General features: G+C 63.9%; 19 protein-coding genes and 3 tRNA genes. 8 read left to right on the top strand and 14 right to left on the bottom strand.

What is annotated here, in order from left to right:
* Positions 1-48: 48 nt before the first annotated feature.
* From msrA to nudE, 3 genes are read right to left on the bottom strand one after another with little or no spacing between them, the layout of a single operon-like run.
* The gene (msrA, locus tag BM046_RS09955) at positions 49-690 is read right to left on the bottom strand and encodes a peptide-methionine (S)-S-oxide reductase MsrA (protein ID WP_090539039.1); all 642 of its coding nucleotides are present in this window, start codon (positions 688-690) and stop codon (positions 49-51) included.
* A gap of 51 nt (positions 691-741) precedes the next feature.
* Positions 742-1,545, bottom strand: coding sequence for a 3'(2'),5'-bisphosphate nucleotidase CysQ (gene cysQ / locus BM046_RS09950; protein WP_090539037.1), 804 nt, complete (start codon positions 1,543-1,545; stop codon positions 742-744).
* Positions 1,542-2,108 (bottom strand): ADP compounds hydrolase NudE, encoded by a 567-nt coding sequence (nudE, locus tag BM046_RS09945; protein WP_090539283.1) that lies wholly within the window; start codon positions 2,106-2,108, stop codon positions 1,542-1,544. The genes cysQ and nudE overlap by 4 nt, the downstream gene beginning before the upstream one ends.
* Before the next feature lie 65 nt (positions 2,109-2,173).
* On the opposite strand from nudE, the gene yrfG reads away from it, so the two are divergent.
* Entirely contained in the window at positions 2,174-2,863 is a 690-nt protein-coding gene (gene yrfG / locus BM046_RS09940; protein ID WP_090539035.1) for a GMP/IMP nucleotidase, read from the top strand.
* Positions 2,864-2,869: 6 nt separating this feature from the next.
* On the opposite strand, the gene rimK is transcribed toward yrfG, so the two are convergent.
* Together rimK and rimB are read right to left on the bottom strand one after the other, a co-directional pair.
* On the bottom strand, positions 2,870-3,775 hold the full coding sequence (gene rimK / locus BM046_RS09935) for a 30S ribosomal protein S6--L-glutamate ligase (RefSeq protein ID WP_090539033.1): 906 nt from the start codon (positions 3,773-3,775) through the stop codon (positions 2,870-2,872).
* A gap of 10 nt (positions 3,776-3,785) precedes the next feature.
* Positions 3,786-4,253, bottom strand: a complete 468-nt coding sequence (gene rimB / locus BM046_RS09930) for a retropepsin-like aspartic endopeptidase RimB (protein WP_090539031.1) — start codon at positions 4,251-4,253, stop codon at positions 3,786-3,788.
* Positions 4,254-4,360: 107 nt separating this feature from the next.
* Between rimB and BM046_RS09925 the strand changes: the two genes are divergently transcribed.
* The 3 genes from BM046_RS09925 to BM046_RS09915 all read left to right on the top strand — a co-directional run bounded on the left by BM046_RS09925 (position 4,361) and on the right by BM046_RS09915 (position 7,425).
* Positions 4,361-4,756 carry an RNA-binding S4 domain-containing protein gene (locus tag BM046_RS09925; protein WP_090539030.1) on the top strand — a complete coding sequence of 132 codons (396 nt, stop codon included), beginning with the start codon at positions 4,361-4,363 and terminating at the stop codon, positions 4,754-4,756.
* Between the two features lie 79 nt (positions 4,757-4,835).
* Positions 4,836-5,717, top strand: coding sequence for an Hsp33 family molecular chaperone HslO (gene hslO / locus BM046_RS09920; RefSeq protein WP_090539028.1), 882 nt, complete (start codon positions 4,836-4,838; stop codon positions 5,715-5,717).
* A 163-nt stretch (positions 5,718-5,880) separates the two neighbouring features.
* Positions 5,881-7,425, top strand: a complete 1,545-nt coding sequence (locus BM046_RS09915; protein ID WP_090539026.1) for a phosphoenolpyruvate carboxykinase — start codon at positions 5,881-5,883, stop codon at positions 7,423-7,425.
* A gap of 436 nt (positions 7,426-7,861) precedes the next feature.
* Here BM046_RS09915 and BM046_RS09910 read toward each other — a convergent pair.
* The 4 genes from BM046_RS09910 to BM046_RS09895 form a co-directional block, all read right to left on the bottom strand.
* A tRNA-Lys gene (locus BM046_RS09910) sits at positions 7,862-7,937 on the bottom strand.
* 9 nt (positions 7,938-7,946) lie between these two features.
* A tRNA-Pro gene (locus tag BM046_RS09905) sits at positions 7,947-8,023 on the bottom strand.
* 13 nt (positions 8,024-8,036) lie between these two features.
* Positions 8,037-8,112, bottom strand: a tRNA-Asn gene (locus BM046_RS09900).
* A gap of 150 nt (positions 8,113-8,262) precedes the next feature.
* Positions 8,263-8,439, bottom strand: coding sequence for a DUF3094 family protein (locus BM046_RS09895; protein ID WP_090539024.1), 177 nt, complete (start codon positions 8,437-8,439; stop codon positions 8,263-8,265).
* A gap of 166 nt (positions 8,440-8,605) precedes the next feature.
* Here BM046_RS09895 and BM046_RS09890 point away from each other — a divergent pair, with 166 nt between their 5' ends.
* Together BM046_RS09890 and BM046_RS09885 are read left to right on the top strand one after the other, a co-directional pair.
* Positions 8,606-9,289, top strand: a complete 684-nt coding sequence (locus BM046_RS09890; protein WP_090539023.1) for an energy-coupling factor ABC transporter permease — start codon at positions 8,606-8,608, stop codon at positions 9,287-9,289.
* A gap of 76 nt (positions 9,290-9,365) precedes the next feature.
* Positions 9,366-9,581, top strand: a complete 216-nt coding sequence (locus BM046_RS09885; RefSeq protein ID WP_090539021.1) for a hypothetical protein — start codon at positions 9,366-9,368, stop codon at positions 9,579-9,581.
* Positions 9,582-9,587: 6 nt separating this feature from the next.
* On the opposite strand, the gene BM046_RS09880 is transcribed toward BM046_RS09885, so the two are convergent.
* Entirely contained in the window at positions 9,588-10,289 is a 702-nt protein-coding gene (locus tag BM046_RS09880) for an SIMPL domain-containing protein (RefSeq protein WP_090539019.1), read from the bottom strand.
* Positions 10,290-10,460: 171 nt separating this feature from the next.
* On the opposite strand from BM046_RS09880, the gene BM046_RS09875 reads away from it, so the two are divergent.
* Both BM046_RS09875 and BM046_RS09870 read left to right on the top strand, forming a co-directional pair.
* Positions 10,461-11,723, top strand: a complete 1,263-nt coding sequence (locus BM046_RS09875; RefSeq protein ID WP_090539017.1) for an ATP-binding protein — start codon at positions 10,461-10,463, stop codon at positions 11,721-11,723.
* 48 nt (positions 11,724-11,771) lie between these two features.
* Positions 11,772-12,326 (top strand): response regulator transcription factor, encoded by a 555-nt coding sequence (locus tag BM046_RS09870; RefSeq protein WP_090539015.1) that lies wholly within the window; start codon positions 11,772-11,774, stop codon positions 12,324-12,326.
* Between the two features lie 72 nt (positions 12,327-12,398).
* Here BM046_RS09870 and BM046_RS09865 read toward each other — a convergent pair whose 3' ends face one another.
* The 4 genes from BM046_RS09865 to BM046_RS09850 all read right to left on the bottom strand — a co-directional run bounded on the left by BM046_RS09865 (position 12,399) and on the right by BM046_RS09850 (position 15,504).
* Entirely contained in the window at positions 12,399-13,244 is an 846-nt protein-coding gene (locus tag BM046_RS09865) for a Tim44 domain-containing protein (protein WP_090539013.1), read from the bottom strand.
* Between the two features lie 81 nt (positions 13,245-13,325).
* Positions 13,326-14,153, bottom strand: a complete 828-nt coding sequence (locus tag BM046_RS09860; RefSeq protein ID WP_090539011.1) for an SDR family oxidoreductase — start codon at positions 14,151-14,153, stop codon at positions 13,326-13,328.
* A gap of 34 nt (positions 14,154-14,187) precedes the next feature.
* Entirely contained in the window at positions 14,188-14,652 is a 465-nt protein-coding gene (locus BM046_RS09855; protein WP_090539009.1) for a hypothetical protein, read from the bottom strand.
* Positions 14,653-14,706: 54 nt separating this feature from the next.
* On the bottom strand, positions 14,707-15,504 hold the full coding sequence (locus BM046_RS09850) for a TatD family hydrolase (protein WP_090539007.1): 798 nt from the start codon (positions 15,502-15,504) through the stop codon (positions 14,707-14,709).
* Between the last annotated feature and the right edge of the window lie 36 nt (positions 15,505-15,540).

Genomic DNA, 15,540 nt, shown 5'->3' with positions numbered 1-15,540 from the left:
GAGCGGATGTTTTATTAGCAATCCGCTGAATTCGCAAGTAAAAAACTATTACCTCATGCAAACTCCGGTGCCGCCTATGCCGCAGTATCCGCCCGGATTCTTGTGCAGGTACTGCTGATGGTAGTCCTCGGCGTAATAGAATTCCCCGGCCGGAGCAATCTCCGTGGTGATCGGGCCCAGGCCGGCGGCCTGCAGGGCATCGGCGTACTGGGCACGGCTGGCTTCGGCCACGGCGCGCTGATAGAGGTCGAAGGTGTAGATGCCCGAGCGGTACTGAGTGCCCAGGTCATTGCCCTGGCGCATGCCGGAGGTGGGATCATGGTTCTCCCAGAAGACCCGCAGCAGCTCCTCCAGTGGCAGCCTCTCGGGGTCAAATACCACCAGCACCACCTCATTGTGTCCGGTCAGGCCCGAACAGACTTCCTCATAGGTCGGGTTGGGCGTAAGTCCCGCGCTGTAGCCCACAGCGGTGCTGTACACGCCATCCAGCTGCCAGAACAGCCGCTCGGCGCCCCAGAAACAACCCATGCCTACCACCAGCTGCTGCAGGCCGGCGGGGAAGGGGGGCTGTATCCTTGTGCCCAGTACGGCGTGGATCTCGCTGGTGACTACGGGTTCGGCCCTGCCGGGCAGGGCTTCCTCGGCGGTGGGCAGGCGCATCTTGTGCTCGGGCACGGTGCGGAAGAACATGGCCGACTCCTGAATCCTGAATGAATGGGGTGGGATCAGCTCCCAGTCTAGCTAGTCGAGCAGCAATCGGGTCAGTGCTCCGTCAGGCAAGCCGGTGGCGATGAACCAGGGGTTCAGCCAGTCGGCGCGCTGGGGGTAGTGAAAACGCCGGCCATCCAGTCCCAGCACCTGACCACCGGCCCCTTCCACTACGGCCTGGGCGGCGGCGGTATCCCACTGGCTGGTGGGGGCAAAACGCGGGTAGAGATCGGCGCTGCCTTCGGCCAGTACACAGAACTTGAGCGAGCTGCCGACATTGGTCAACTCCAGGCTACGGGCGGCCTGCAGGCGTTCGAGCAGGGCTTCCTGGTCGGGACTGCTGTGGCGGCGGCTGGCGACCACCCGCAGGGGCTCGGCGGGGGCGCGACAGCGGATCGGCTCGGCGGGCCCATCGCCCTGCCGGCGCCAGCTGCCCAGCCCGGCGCCGCCCCAGTAGAGCACGCCGCGTGCGGGGACGCCCACCACACCGAAACGCACCTGGTCCGCTTCGATCAGGGCGATGTTGACAGTGAATTCGTCGGTGCCGGCGATGAACTCCCGGGTGCCATCCAGCGGATCCACCAGCCAGAAGCGCGTCCAGTGCCGGCGCGCCTCGTAGGGTACATCGGCCGCTTCCTCGGAGAGGATGGGAATATCCGGGGTCAGGGCCTGGAGACCCTGCATGATGTGTCTGTTGGCGGCCAGATCGGCGGCGGTGACCGGTGAATCATCGGCCTTGGTGATCACCTCGGGGTCCTGGCGCCACCAGGGCAGGGCGATCTCGCCGGCGTCCCGGGCCAGCTGGCACAGGGCTTCAACGGCAAAGGGCAGGGTCATCGACTCAGCTCTCCACGTTGTTCCAGCAGATCCCGCACCAGGTAGAGCGCAGCCAGCGCGCGGCCTTCGGAGAAGCCGGGACGGCTCATGAGACCGCTGAGGTCATACAGATCGACACTGTCGACCCGGATGGGCTCGGGCTCGTCGCCCGGCAGGCGCTTCTCGTACAGGTCCCGGGCCAGCACCACGGAAATGCTCTGGCTCATGTAGCCCGGTGACAGGGACAGCTTGCCCAGCAGCTCCAGCTGCCTGGCACCGAACCCGGCTTCCTCCATCAGTTCGCGGTTGGCCGCATCCAGCACGTCCTCGCCGGGTTCGACCAGCCCCTTGGGCAGGGACAGTTCGTATTCCTGAGTGCCGCCACAGTACTCCTCGATCAGCAGGGCGGTGCGGGCATCCTTCAGCGCCACCACCATCACCGCGCCGTAACCGGAGCCGGAGCTGACCAGGCGTTCATAGGTGCGCTCGGTGCCGTTGCTGAACCTCAGTTGCATCTGTTCCACGGTGAACAGGCGGCTCTTCGCGACAATGCGGGCGTCAAGGATGTCTGGCTTCTGCGGCATGCTGTCTCCGTGGTCACTGGCTGGTCTGTTATCATAGCCGTCCACCTGTTCAAAACCCAACTGCCATGCCTGACTGGAACACCATAGATACCGTCCTGCTGGATATGGACGGCACTCTGCTGGATCTGCATTTCGACAATCACTTCTGGGTCGAGTACCTGCCGCGGTGCTACGCCCGCAAGCACGGCCAGTCCGAGCAGTGGGCCCGGGAACGGATCTTTCCGCTGATGCAGCGCATCCAGGGGCAGCTCGACTGGTACTGCCTGGACTTCTGGACCCGCGAGCTGGATCTGCCGATCGTCGAGCTGAAGCGGGAGGTGGCCCATCTGATCCAGTTGCGACCCGATGCGGACCTCTTCCTCCAGGCGCTGCAGCGCAGTGGCCGCCAGGTGGTGCTGATCACCAACGCCCACCGCGATTCCCTGTCCCTGAAGATGGAGCGGGTACAGCTGCGCACCTGGTTCCAGCGCCTGATCAGCTCCCACGACTTCGGTTATCCCAAGGAGGAGCAGCGCTTCTGGCAGGCCCTGCGCTCTGAAGTGGACTTCGAGCCCGAGCGGACCCTGTTCATCGATGACAGTCTGGGCATACTGCGCGCGGCCCGGCAGTTCGGCATCGGCCAGCTGCTGGCGGTGCGTCAGCCCGACAGCCGCGGTGAGCGGCGCGATACCGAGGAATTCGCGGCGGTGGAGGACTATCTCAGTCTGGTGCGGGATATCGAGGCAGGCCACCCGCTCGAGGTCCGGGAGGCCTGACCGCTCTCAGCCCTTGCCCTTGGTGCGGGTCTGGTTGGGTCGAGCGTTCTTCTCGATATAGCTGATGATGAGGCCGGCCACGTCCTTGCCGGTGGTCGACTCTATGCCCTGCAGTCCCGGCGAGGAGTTGACTTCCATTACCACCGGACCGTGGTTGGAGCGCAGGATATCCACCCCCGCCACGTTCAGTCCCATCACCTTGGCCGCGCGTACCGCGGTCATGCGCTCCTCGGGAGTGATCTTGATCAGGCTGGCGCTGCCGCCGTGGTGCAGGTTGGAACGGAACTCCCCCGGCCGCGCCTGGCGTTTCATGGCGGCGATCACCTTGTCGCCGACGACCAGGCAACGGATGTCCGCCCCGCCGGCCTCGCGGATGTACTCCTGCACCATGATGTTGGCCTTCAGGCCCATGAAGGCTTCCAGTACCGACTCGGCGGCCTTCTCGGTCTCGCACATCACCACACCGATACCCTGGGTCCCCTCCAGCAGCTTGATCACCAGCGGCGCGCCACCGACCATGCTGATCAGGTCGGGAATGTCGTCGGGAGAGTGGGCGAATCCGGTCACCGGCAGACCCACGCCCTTGCGTGACAGCAGCTGCAGCGAACGCAGCTTGTCCCGGGAGCGGCTGATGGCCACCGATTCGTTGAGCGGGAACACGCCCATCATCTCGAACTGGCGCAGCACGGCCGTACCATAGAAGGTGATGGAGGCGCCGATGCGCGGAATCACCGCGTCGAAGGGCTCCAGCTCGGCCCCCTTGTAGTGGATGCTCGGCTTGTGGCTGGCGATGTTCATGTAGGCACGCAGGGTGTCGATGACATGAACCTCATGGCCGCGCTCTCGTCCGGCCTCGACCAGGCGCCGGGTGGAGTAGAGGTTGGGGTTGCGCGACAGTACCGCAATTTTCATGGTGTTCTATTCAACCTCTGAGGGTTCGATCGGTCTGGGGAAAGCCCTGGACGAAGCGTTGTCCGGGGTTGATCACAAGCTGGCCATCGAGCATGGCGCTGCAGCCGAGCAGCACGCGGTAGCGCATCGATTCCCGGCAGGTCAGGGTGAAGTCCACCGGCCAGCGCTGGTCACCGAGCACCAGGTCGGTGCGAATCACGTGGCGCTCCTGCAGCTGACCATTGGAACTCCTGACCCGCCTGAAACTGACCAGTCTGGCTTCGCATTCAACGTCCCTGGGGTGGCGCCGGGTGCCGGTGTGTGCCTTGAAGCGCACCCAGGTTTCGCCGTCGCGGTAGAAGGTGACGATATCGCTGGCATGCAGGGCGGAGGTTTTCGCGCCGCTGTCCACCTTGGCGCGGACCCGGTCGATGCCCAGTTCGGGCAGGCCTATCCATTCGCGCAGACCGATCACGCTCAGATGGTCAAAGGTTTTCATGCTGTCTCCGCCACAGGGCTCTGATCGCGCGCATCATGGACCATGATCGGCCTTTCAACAAGCTTGATACACTGGCTGCCGGAAGAAATGCATGGAGTCCCCCATCAATGAGTGAAGACAGCAAGCCGCGCCTCGATAAATGGCTCTGGGCGGCGCGCTTTTTCAAGACCCGTGGCCTGGCCAAGGCCGCCGTGGAAGGCGGCAAGGTGCATTACGCCGGCGAGCGCTGCAAACCCAGCAAGGAGCCCAGAGTAGGCGACCAGTTGCGAATCCGCCAGGGCTTCGATGATCGTACCGTGGTGATACGTGCCATCTCCATGACTCGCCGGGGCGCGCCCGAGGCGCAGCTGCTCTATGAGGAGACTGCGCAAAGCATCCGTCTGCGCGAACAGGCTGCCGCCGCGCGCAAGGCCGCAGGTCCGGGGCTGGTGATCAGCGAGCAGCGCCCGACCAAGAAGCAGCGCCGCCAGATCCACCGGTTCAAGGAGCAGCAGGGCGACTGAGGGCGGGGCGCTCCGTCAGTTTGCGGATACCCTTCTGTGGGTCGTGGGTTATAATCGACGTTTTTCGAAGGTTCCCGTCATGCCATCCCAGGATGTCACACAGCGTTTTATTTTCGAGCAGGCCGATGTGCGCGGCGAACTGGTATCGCTGAACGAGAGTTATCGCGAGATCCTCGCCCGTCACGACTATCCCGAACCGGTCAAGGCGCTGCTGGGGGAGATGCTTGCCGCCGCAGTCCTGCTGTCCACCGCCATCAAGTTCGACGGTCTGCTGGTCATGCAGGCCCGTTCCTCCGGCCCCCTGTCCACCCTGATGGTGGAGTGTTCCAGTCGCCAGGAAGTGCGCGGTATTGCGCGCTATGCCGATGAACTGAGCGGTGACACCCTGTCCGAGCTCATGCCCGACGGCGTGCTGGCGATTACCGTGGACCCCGAACGTGGGCAACGCTATCAGGGCGTGGTGGCGCTGACCGGGACCAGCCTGGCCGATGCTCTGGCGGGCTACTTCGACAGCTCCGAACAATTGCCCAGCCGCTTCCGCCTGCTGGCCGACGGCCAGATGGCGCGCGGCTTCATGCTGCAGGCGCTGCCGGCCAACCGGGAAACCGATCCGACCGCCCGTCAGGAGACCTGGAATCGTCTGAGCACCCTGGCCGACACCCTCACCGTCGAGGAGCTGAAGGCCCTGGACAATCGCACCATACTGCACCGCCTGTACCATGAGGAGGATGTGCGCCTGTTCGACGAGCAGCCGGTGTGCTTCCGCTGCAGCTGCTCGCCGGAGCGTTCGGGTAACGCGCTGATCAGCCTGGGACGCGAGGATGCCTTCGCGCTGCTGGCCGAACAGGGCGGCGAAATCAGGGTGGACTGCCAGTTCTGCAATGCCTGTTACCGCTTTGATCAGGCTGCCCTGCAGACGCTGTTCGACAAGGCCCGGGAGCATGCCAGAAGCCTGCATTGAGGTCACCCGGCGCTCGGCTTAGCGCGCCGCGTAATTCTTTGGCATAATGTCGCGCCTGCGCGGCCATGCCGCTTGATTTTTTGAGGAACTGTAACCCCCACGGGCGAGGCCGAAACCGTCGGTCTTATGGAGATTTCGGTCAAGCCGAAGAGGATTAAGTTTGATGACGCAAGCAACCAATACCGTATTTAACGACCTGAGCATCGCCGAGTTGATCGAGGCGGCGATCCAGCGCAATGAGGGTCAGCTGGCCGATACCGGAGCTCTGGTCGTGAAGACTGGTGAGCGTACCGGCCGTTCGCCCATGGACCGTTTCATCGTCGATGAGCCGTCCACCAGTGCCGATATCGCCTGGGGTCCCATCAACCGCCCGTTCCCGGCTGACAAGTTCGATGCCCTGTGGACCCGGGTGGAGGACTACCTGGCCGAAGGTCCCAGCTACGCTTCGCGTGTACACGTGGGTGCCAGCCCCGAGCACTACCTGCCGGTGGTCATGGAAACCGAAACCGCCTGGCACAACCTGTTCGGCCGTACCCTGTTCATCAATCCCGAGCAGTACAATCCGGCCGGCAAGGACGAGTGGCAGATCCTCAATGCGCCGCACTTCGTCTGCGAGCCCGAGCGTGACGGCACCAACAGCGATGGTTGCGTGATCATCAACTTCGCCCAGCGCAAGGTACTGCTGGCTGGCATGCAGTACGCCGGCGAGATGAAGAAGGCGATGTTCTCGGTGCAGAACTTCCTGCTGCCGGCCAAGGACGTGCTGCCGATGCACTGCGCCGCCAACGTGGGCGACGACGGCGATACCACCCTGTTCTTCGGTCTGTCCGGCACCGGCAAGACCACCCTGTCCGCCGATCCGGCACGCAACCTGATCGGGGACGACGAGCATGGCTGGGGTGAGGGCGTGGTGTTCAACATCGAGGGTGGCTGCTACGCCAAGTGCATCGACCTGTCGCAGAAGAACGAGCCGGTGATCTGGAATGCCATCAAGTTCGGCTCCGTGCTGGAAAACGTCATCATCGATCCGCAGACCCGCAAGGCCGATTACGCCGATGTGAGCCTGACCCAGAACACCCGTGCCGCCTATCCGCTGGAGCATGTCGAGAAGCGTGTCGAGGCGAACCTGGCCGGTGAGCCGAACGCCATCATCTTCCTGACCTGCGACCTGACCGGCGTACTGCCCCCGGTGTCCATCCTGAACAACGAGCAGGCGGCCTACCACTTCCTGTCCGGTTACACCGCGCTGGTCGGTTCCACCGAGATGGGTTCGGGCGGCGGCATCAAGTCGACCTTCTCCACCTGCTTCGGCGCACCGTTCTTCCCGCGTCCGGCTGGTGTTTACGCCGAACTGCTGATCAAGCGCATCAATGCCTTCGGCAGCAAGGTCTACCTGGTCAACACCGGTTGGACCGGCGGTGGTTACGGTGTGGGCACCCGCTTCAGCATCCCCACTACCCGGGCCATCATCACCGCCATCCAGTCCGGCGCTCTGGTCGGCGCCGAGACCGAGCACGTCCCGGTCATCAACCTGGACGTGCCCAAGGCCGTTGAGGGTGTCGACAGCAAGCTGCTGAACCCCCGCAACACCTGGGCTGACCCGGCTGCCTACGATGCCGCCGCCCGGGATCTGGCCGGCCTGTTCATCCAGAACTTCAAGAAGTTCGATGTGGCCGAAGCCATCGTCAAGGCCGGTCCGCAGCTGTAAGGCTGACCCCTTGATGTGACAAACCCGCCTGCATGGCGGGTTTGTTGTTTCTGGGGTGCTGATGGTATGGGGCCTTTCGCAGCGGGGCGCTGCTCCTACAGCAGAGCGGAGAGGTGCTCGGCTTTGGTGGTGGGGGGCTTTCGCAGCGGGGCGCTGCTCCTACAGCAGAGCGGAGGGGGCTCGGCTTTTTGTAGTGGGGGCCTTTCGCAGCGGGGGCGCTGCTCCTACAGGCGATCTTGGAGTTGCTCATCCGTTGTAGGAGCAGCGCCCCGGCTGCGAACGGCGCGCAACGCGCGCCCACAGGCTGCGATAAATCGCCGGCGCAAAGAGGTCTCTGGAGGGTCGAACACACAGCATCAAGCCCCGCCTGGACAATCATCCCGGACGGACACGATAAGCGGATTTGAGGAGGAGAGGGCGAACAGGAAGTTTTGAGTGGTGGGTCGTGCAGGATTCGAACCTGCGACCAATTGGTTAAAAGCCAACTGCTCTACCAGCTGAGCTAACGACCCGCTCAAAATTGGTCGGGGTAGGGGGATTCGAACTCCCGACATCCTGCTCCCAAAGCAGGCGCGCTACCAGACTGCGCTATACCCCGAATATTGACAGGATGGCTCCGCGACCTGGACTCGAACCAGGGACCCAATGATTAACAGTCATTTGCTCTACCGACTGAGCTATCGCGGAATTATATCCTGAAAACACCCTTCAGAGGATTGGGCTGTGGCCATATATCCCCTGTCGAGGCGCGCCATTTTACCCGCCACAGCGGTGCTGTCAACCCTGAAAAAGGGCTGTCGAAGAAAAAGTCAGGTTGTGCCGGCCGGCGGCCTGAAATCAGCCGATGACCGTCCAGGCCAGAAAGCGGGACAGCAGTCCCAGACCGGCGACGGAGAGGGTCAGTATCAGCAGTAGCCACCAGACCCGGAAGGGTTTGCGTTCGACGCGGTGCTGGGGCAGGTTGAGGTATTCCTCGACGCGCTTCTGGTCGTCGGGGTAGAGGCGGCTGGACATGTATCACCCTGTGCTGCTTGTTGTCATTGATTTTCAGAACCCGGGTTGCGAGCTTCAGTCTATACCCGGTGTGGGCGCTTTGCACACCTGGCTGCCTGCAGCGTCGCGGCTCGCCTGATATCATCGCGCGGCACGCTTGTCGCTTCACCGCCACCGGGGGACTCCCATGCTGTCAGTCAGTCTGCTCACCACCACCCAGATCATCCTCAGCCTGCTGCTGTATGCAGGCGTGCTGCTCTGGGCTCTGGCGCGCGTTTCCTGGGTCGAGCTGGTGGCCGACAGTCGACGCCAGCACCTGCTGTTCGGCAGTGTGTTCGTGTTGTTCGTGCTGTGGCTGCTGCGCAAGGAGTTCGATAACGGCCTGACCTTCCACTTCCTCGGGCTGACCGCCATCACCCTGATGCTCGACTGGCCGCTGGCCGTGCTGGCCGCCAGTCTGGCCCAGCTGGCCCTGGTCGCGCTGGGGCTGGATGATGCTGGCGCCCTGGGCGCCAATGGCCTGCTGCGCATACTCCTGCCGGTGCTGGTCACCGTGGCCATGAGTCGGCTGCTGGAGCGCTTCAGGCCCACCAACCTGTTTCTCTACATCTTCATCGCCGGCTTCTTTGCCGCCGCGCTCGCAGCGGTGACCACCATGCTGGCGGGCCTGGGGCTGCTGGCTTGGTCCGGTCAGCTGCGGGCACCGGACTCGCTGGTTGAGCTGGCCGGGTACATGATCCTGGTGGCGTTCCCGGAGGGGTTCATCAACGGCATGGGCATAGCGGCGCTGGTGGTGTTCCAGCCGCACTGGGTGGAAACCTTCGACAGCGACCGCTATCTGCAGGAGCCGTTCGACGACGGGGATCACTGATACTGAGCCAGATCAATGCACGCACCTGCCGGGCATGGTGCAATCAGCCTTTTTCCAGATCATGCGGAGGTGCGATATGTCGGTATACGGATTGGCAGCACAGGTGATGCAGCAGGCGCTGGAGCAGGGGCAGCAGGCCGGGTACGGGGAACAGGAGCTGGCCCGGGCGCTGATGACCGAAGTGCTGGCGGTATACAAGCGTGGGCGTACCCCGGCGGACATCGCCCACGAGCTGAATTTCCTCGCCGAGAATCTCGACGAGGATCAGGACTATGCCTTCATGCGGCCCTGAGCGGGCTCAGCGCATCTGCACCTCGATGACGCCGTCGGCGCTGACCTGGACGTCGGCTTCGCCACCCTCGACCGCGGGCGTGGCCATTTCCATGTCGGCGGCCATCGCCATCATGCGGCCGCTTTGCATGTAGGGGCGGGGCGTCATGAACTGGGTGTTGAGGTTGAGGTGGACAATCCGGTAGTCGCTGCCGCCCAGACTCTCGGTGGCGATGTCCGCCCGCTGACGGAAAGCCGCTATGGCGCGCTTGATCAGCTCGTCCTCGGTGGCACTGCGGCTGTCGGCTGACAGGCTGAACTGCATGCTGCCCAGGGCCAGATCACCCAGCAGCTCGCCCATGGTGCCGGACAGGGAGGCGAAATCGGTTCCTTCAAGGCGAATCTCGCCGCGTTCGCGCCAGGCGATGATGTTCTCGCGCTTCTCGTCGTACACCGGCTGGGTGGAACGGTTGCCGCTGGAGACCTTGATGCCGGTGTTCTTGCGGGCAACTTCCAGGCCCTTGTTCAGGCGGGTGGTGATACGATTGGCCAGTTTCGCCGGGTCGGTATCCTGGTCCTCGGTGAACAGGGTGACGGTCAGGGTGTCGTTGTTCACCGACTGCCTGACTTCGGCGCGCAGGGAAATCTGGTTGTAGTTGAGCGAATCGGCCAGTGCCGGCGTGGCCGTGGCGAGGCACGCCATGACCGGAAGCAGGAAAAGCGGGCGCATGAAGGTCTCCTTGTGACATGCTGGGGCCCGGGCCCCATGACTGATCTATGACCCATGGCTGCCAACAGGGTTCCAGCGGGTCGGGACACCAAGCTATATCACGTATGCCGTATCACGGAAACGGCCGAGGGCTGACTTATCTGGAGCAAGGTTGTGGCTGAGCGACTGTCAATGAACCTGAATACGCTGGCCCTGTCGCCGGCGCGGCAGAATCTGTGGCGGGTCATCATCATCCGTCTGCTGGTGCTGATGGCCCAGGCCATCTCCATCCTGGGCGCCTGGTACAGCGGGCTGTTCGCCCTGGAGTGGCTGCCACTGTTGCTGACGCTGGGACTGTCCGGCGCGGTCAGCCTGCTGTCATTGCTGCGCCTGACCCGCAGCTGGCCGGTGACCAATCTGGAATACAGCATGCAGCTGCTGTTCGACATCCTCATTCACAGCGTCCTGCTGTACTACGCCGGGGGGCCGACCAACCCCTTTGCCTCCTATTTCCTGGTGCCCCTGACCATAGCGGCGGCGACCCTGTCCTGGCTGTATACCGCCGCCCTGGCCAGCATCGCCATGCTCGCCTACAGCCTGCTGCTGTTCTGGTACCATCCGCTGCCACTGTTCGAGATGCGCACCGGCGAAAACCAGATCAATATCCGGGTGATCGGCATGTGGCTGAACTTCGCCATGAGTGCCGGGCTGATTACCCTGTTTGTGGTGCACATGGCCGAGGCCCTGCGCAAGCACGCCGAGCGGCTGGCCGAGCGTCGCGAACAGAGCATGCGCGATTCGCAGCTGCTGGGCATCGCCAGTGTCGCAGCGGGGGCGGCCCATGAACTGTCCACACCGCTGTCGACCATGAGCGTGTTGCTCAAGGATCTGCATGCGGACAACAAGGATCCGCAGATTCAGGAAGACCTGGAGCTGCTGCAGGAGCAGGTGCGCCAGTGCAAGGCCAGCCTGCAGCAGATGGTGCGCAGTGCCGAGTTCAATCGCAGCCAGCCGCACAGCATGCAGGCCGCCGACAGCTGGCTGCATGGACTGCTAGAGCGCTGGCAGCTGATGCGCCCGGAGGTCAGTTGCCGACTGCGGCCGCTGCCGGAGGGCAAGGTGCCGCTGATCAAGGACAGTCCCGAGCTGGGGCAGTCGATACTCAACCTGCTGAACAATGCCGCCGACGCCTGTCCGGACAACATCCAGATCGGCCTGGAATGGAACGAGCAGCGCCTGCGGCTGTGCATCCGGGACCATGGCCCGGGTGTACCGCTGCACATCGCCGAACAGCTGGGTACCGCCTTCGTGACAACCAAGGGCAAGAAGGGCTTTGGCCTGGGACTGTTCCTCAGTCAGGCGGCGGTTGAGCGGGTGGGCGGCAGTGTGAAACTGTTCAATCAGGATGGCGGGGGTACCCTCACAGAGGTAATCTTGCCGGTGGAACATGACTGAGCCGCGCTGCGGGATGCGGCGCGGATCGAGTGTTAGCGAGGAGCGTGCATGACTGAGAAAACCCAACCGCAGGAACAGCCCCTGCTGCTGCTGGTCGACGATGACCCGACCTTTACCCGGGTCATGGCCCGGGCCCTGACCCGGCGCGGTCTGGAGGTGGAAACGGCGGGTGATGCCGAGGAAGCCATGCAGCTGGCGCGTCAGCGCAAGCCGGACTATGCGGTGCTTGACCTGAAGATGGAGGGCGACTCCGGCCTGGTGCTGCTGCCCCGGCTGCTGGAGCTGTACCCCGATCTGCGGGTGGTGATACTCACCGGCTACTCGAGCATCACCACGGCGGTGGAGGCCATCAAGCGCGGTGCCTGCAACTATCTGTGCAAACCCGCCGATGCGGACGACGTGCTGACGGCACTGCTGTCGGACCAGGCCGATCCGGAAAGTCTGGTGCCCGAGCACCCCATGTCGGTGGACCGCCTGCAGTGGGAGCATATCCAGCGGGTGCTGGCCGAGCACGACGGCAACATCTCCGCTACGGCCCGGGCACTGGGCATGCACCGCCGGACCCTTCAGCGCAAACTGCAGAAGCGCCCCGTGCGTCGCTGATCAGACACTTTCCTGCGATAAAAGAAACCCCGGCCTGAGCCGGGGTTTTTCATGGTGCGATCAATGCGGATATCAGTTCTGACGGATACCGCAGATGATCCAGGGCTGGTTGTCCCCATCGGCACGTTCCAGCCGCCAGCTCTCGTCGAAGTGTTCGCCCTCGTCGGTGGGGAACTCTCGGTCCACGCCGGTGAAGCCGACGGTGGCGATGGTCCGGCCTTCGCGCTGCTCGATGCCTTCCAGACGTGCTTCCAGCTGCTCGACGAAGCCATTGCTGCTCGGCGGATTGGCACTGCGTTCGGCCAGCATCTGCTGCAGCAGGGCCGGGTCCAGGTATTCGGCCATGCCCGCCACATCGTTGTCACGCCAGTGGCGCTGCAGGGTGTAGAAGTGCTCCTCCGCGCCTTTCAGGAAGCTGTCGGCATCGAACCAGGCGGGTGCGTCCATGGTGACCGGGGCTGCTGCCGGCTGGGCGGAGGCGCTCTGGCTCGGCCAGACCGGCTGCTGCTGCGGGGCTGGCACCGGACCACCCGCCGGGTGCGGCTGGCGCTGCATGGCCGGGGCATTGCGGCGGGAGAACAGCTTGAACAGCACGAAGGCCAGCAGGCCGAAGATCAGGATGTCGAACAGCTGCAGGCCCTGGAAGCCGTCACCGAACAGCATGGATGCCAGCAGACCGCCGGCGGCGATACCGGCCAGCGGGCCCAGCCAGCGGCTGGCGCCGGAGGTGGCCGCGGGGTTCGTCTGCTGGTTGCGTGGTGTAGCCTGCTGCGGAGCCTGCTGGCGCTGCGCCGGCTGGCTCTTGTGCATGGGGGCGGCGCCGAAGCTCTTGCCGCCACCCATACGACGGGCTTCGGCATCGGGGACGGTCAGGCCGACCATGAGGAATACGGCAAAGAAGGGTAGCAGCCAACGCATGGGCAGTTCTCCAGGGAAAATCAGGCCTGCGATAGTGCCAAAGGCGGGCGCTGCCCGCCAGCAATAAAGTGTTTCGTGTTTTTAGAGCATGCGGTCGAGCTTGAAGCGCTTGCGCAGCCGGGTGTCGAGTATCGAGGTCGGCAGCCAGCGCTTGAGGCGGACCATGCTGCGTGCGCCGGAGCCGATCAACGCGGTTTCCGGACGCAGCGGCTTGCGGATGTAGTCCATCAGTTCCTCGGCAAACTCCCGGGCCGAGGTGGAGCGGGCGTTCTGCGACGCCTTGGCCCGGGCCTGGACGGCCTTCTCCCAGGGCTTGAACCAGGAGTCCTCGGCCATGGTAATGGCGGCACTGGCATTGTTGCCGAACTCCGAGGCGATGGCCCCGGGCTGCACCGTGAGGACCTGGATGCCGAAGGGGGCCAGCTCCAGACGCAGGGCATCGGACAGGGCGTGCAGTGCCGCCTTGGATGCACAGTACACCCCGGAGAAGGGGGTGGTGGTCACCCCGGAAACGCTGCCGATATTGACGATCAGCCCGCGCGCCTCGCGCAGCAGATCGGCATGGGCGCGAACCATTTCCAGCGGCGCGAAGACATTGGTGTCGAACTGCTTGAGCAGGGTCGCGCGGTCCGCATCCAGTACCGGGCCCATGGCACCGTACCCCGCGTTGTTGACCAGCAGGTCCAGCCGGCCCGCCTCGCTGCGCAGACGTTCGGCACAGGCGGCAACCTGTTCGGCGTTGTTCACGTCCAGGGTGACAGCCAGCGCGCCTCGGCTGGTCAGCGGAGCCAGGCTGTCGGGATTGCGCGCCGTAGCATAGACGGTATAGCCCTCATCCAGACAGACCTGGGCCAGCGCCTGGCCGATACCGCTGGAACAGCCGGTGATGAGTGCAACGGGTTTGTTCATGGGTACTTGTCCTTGTTCTCTTTGTTGTTGGATCTCAGCGCTGGAGCCGGGCCCGGACCTGGTCTGCCCGGTATTCCAGATCTCCTGCGCGGTAGCCACTGCGCAGGGCAGGCGCCGGGTAGCAGCGCTGCCACCGCCCGTCGGCTGGCAGTATGTCGTCGAGCAGATAGGTTCTGCGACTGGCTTCGCCGGTCAGCAGATCGAAGCTGTACCCGGGCTGGCTTGCGCGCAGCTGCCAGCTCATTCCGGTCACGGTGCGGGTGCTGCGATTGTGTACCTCGACCCGCAGCGGCCTGCCGAATTCGCAGTGCTCCGGGTCGTGCCGGATGCTGATCTCGATCTGGCTGACCTGACGCTCATGTCGCCACTGGGCGACAGCCGCTACCGCCGCGATGAGCAGGGCGATGACCCCGATGATCGCGGTCGCCGGCAGCATGGGACGCGGATAACGCACCAGCAGTACCAGCCAGACCAGCAGCAAGACGATACCCAGTGGCATGATCACTCCCGCAGACAGCTTCTGTGACAGTCCGACTCTACCAGACTGACCGGCTCAGGAAAGTGCAGTGGCAGACCAGTCGAACAATTCACAGGTGTTATGCAGGCACTGTCTGGCCAGCTGCTCCGGAGTTTCCCCACGCAGCGCCGCCAGCTCGCTGCATATGCGCGGCAGGTTCTGCGGTGTGTTGCGCTGGTGGGGGGTAAAGGCAGGGGCCATGTCCGGACTGTCGGTTTCCAGCACCAGGCTGGTGCCCGGCAGCTGTGCAATCACCCGGTGCATGCGGCGGGCCTGGGGCCAGGTGGCGGCGCCGCCCAGGCCCAGCCTGAAACCCAGGCGAATGTATTCCCGCGCCTCCTCCAGGCTGCCGGAGAACGCATGGATGATGCCGCCCCGGGCCAGTCGGTAGCGTTTGAGGGTGGCTATGGTCGGGGCGTGGGCTCGGCGTACATGCAACAGGGCAGGCAGTTGAAGATCCACCGCCATCTCAAGCTGGGCCTCGAACAGGCGCTGTTGCTGCTCCCGATCCGGGTCATCAATATAATAATCCAGCCCGAATTCACCAATGGCGCAACAGCGCGGATCACCCGCATGCTGGTCGAGACGGTCGCGCAACAACTGCAGATCCTGCGGCTGGTGCTGATCGAGAAAAACCGGGTGCAGACCAAAAGCCGCGTACAGCCGGTCGTCGGCGCTGGCCATCGACCAGATCCTGTCCCAATTACTCGCGGTAACGCCCATCAGCAGGACGCGCCGCACACCGAGGCGCTCGCATTCAGCCAGTACCGAATCGCGATCAGCGTCGAAATCAGGAAAGTCCAGATGGGTATGGGTATCGATATAGATGCTCATGGCTATAGCATGGGCATCCGCCACGGAGCTGGCAAG

The sequence above is a fragment of the Halopseudomonas formosensis genome, assembly GCF_900115905.1.
Lineage (GTDB): Bacteria > Pseudomonadota > Gammaproteobacteria > Pseudomonadales > Pseudomonadaceae > Halopseudomonas > Halopseudomonas formosensis.
Note: the sequence above shows the minus strand (reverse complement) of the source record. Positions and strands in the feature narration are given on the sequence as shown.

What these genes read in the sequence shown, in the direction of transcription:
- BM046_RS09870 (WP_090539015.1), top strand. Translation starts at nt 11,772, where the DNA reads ATGACTGAGAAAACCCAACCGCAGGAACAGCCCCTGCTGCTGCTGGTC.
- BM046_RS09895 (WP_090539024.1), bottom strand. Translation starts at nt 8,439, where the DNA reads ATGTCCAGCCGCCTCTACCCCGACGACCAGAAGCGCGTCGAGGAATAC.
- BM046_RS09850 (WP_090539007.1), bottom strand. Translation starts at nt 15,504, where the DNA reads ATGAGCATCTATATCGATACCCATACCCATCTGGACTTTCCTGATTTC.
- BM046_RS09880 (WP_090539019.1), bottom strand. Translation starts at nt 10,289, where the DNA reads ATGCGCCCGCTTTTCCTGCTTCCGGTCATGGCGTGCCTCGCCACGGCC.
- nudE (WP_090539283.1), bottom strand. Translation starts at nt 2,108, where the DNA reads ATGCCGCAGAAGCCAGACATCCTTGACGCCCGCATTGTCGCGAAGAGC.
- rimK (WP_090539033.1), bottom strand. Translation starts at nt 3,775, where the DNA reads ATGAAAATTGCGGTACTGTCGCGCAACCCCAACCTCTACTCCACCCGG.
- cysQ (WP_090539037.1), bottom strand. Translation starts at nt 1,545, where the DNA reads ATGACCCTGCCCTTTGCCGTTGAAGCCCTGTGCCAGCTGGCCCGGGAC.
- yrfG (WP_090539035.1), top strand. Translation starts at nt 2,174, where the DNA reads ATGCCTGACTGGAACACCATAGATACCGTCCTGCTGGATATGGACGGC.
- BM046_RS09865 (WP_090539013.1), bottom strand. Translation starts at nt 13,244, where the DNA reads ATGCGTTGGCTGCTACCCTTCTTTGCCGTATTCCTCATGGTCGGCCTG.
- BM046_RS09925 (WP_090539030.1), top strand. Translation starts at nt 4,361, where the DNA reads ATGAGTGAAGACAGCAAGCCGCGCCTCGATAAATGGCTCTGGGCGGCG.
- BM046_RS09875 (WP_090539017.1), top strand. Translation starts at nt 10,461, where the DNA reads ATGAACCTGAATACGCTGGCCCTGTCGCCGGCGCGGCAGAATCTGTGG.
- BM046_RS09885 (WP_090539021.1), top strand. Translation starts at nt 9,366, where the DNA reads ATGTCGGTATACGGATTGGCAGCACAGGTGATGCAGCAGGCGCTGGAG.
- BM046_RS09860 (WP_090539011.1), bottom strand. Translation starts at nt 14,153, where the DNA reads ATGAACAAACCCGTTGCACTCATCACCGGCTGTTCCAGCGGTATCGGC.
- hslO (WP_090539028.1), top strand. Translation starts at nt 4,836, where the DNA reads ATGCCATCCCAGGATGTCACACAGCGTTTTATTTTCGAGCAGGCCGAT.
- msrA (WP_090539039.1), bottom strand. Translation starts at nt 690, where the DNA reads ATGTTCTTCCGCACCGTGCCCGAGCACAAGATGCGCCTGCCCACCGCC.
- BM046_RS09915 (WP_090539026.1), top strand. Translation starts at nt 5,881, where the DNA reads ATGACGCAAGCAACCAATACCGTATTTAACGACCTGAGCATCGCCGAG.
- BM046_RS09855 (WP_090539009.1), bottom strand. Translation starts at nt 14,652, where the DNA reads ATGCCACTGGGTATCGTCTTGCTGCTGGTCTGGCTGGTACTGCTGGTG.
- BM046_RS09890 (WP_090539023.1), top strand. Translation starts at nt 8,606, where the DNA reads ATGCTGTCAGTCAGTCTGCTCACCACCACCCAGATCATCCTCAGCCTG.
- rimB (WP_090539031.1), bottom strand. Translation starts at nt 4,253, where the DNA reads ATGAAAACCTTTGACCATCTGAGCGTGATCGGTCTGCGCGAATGGATA.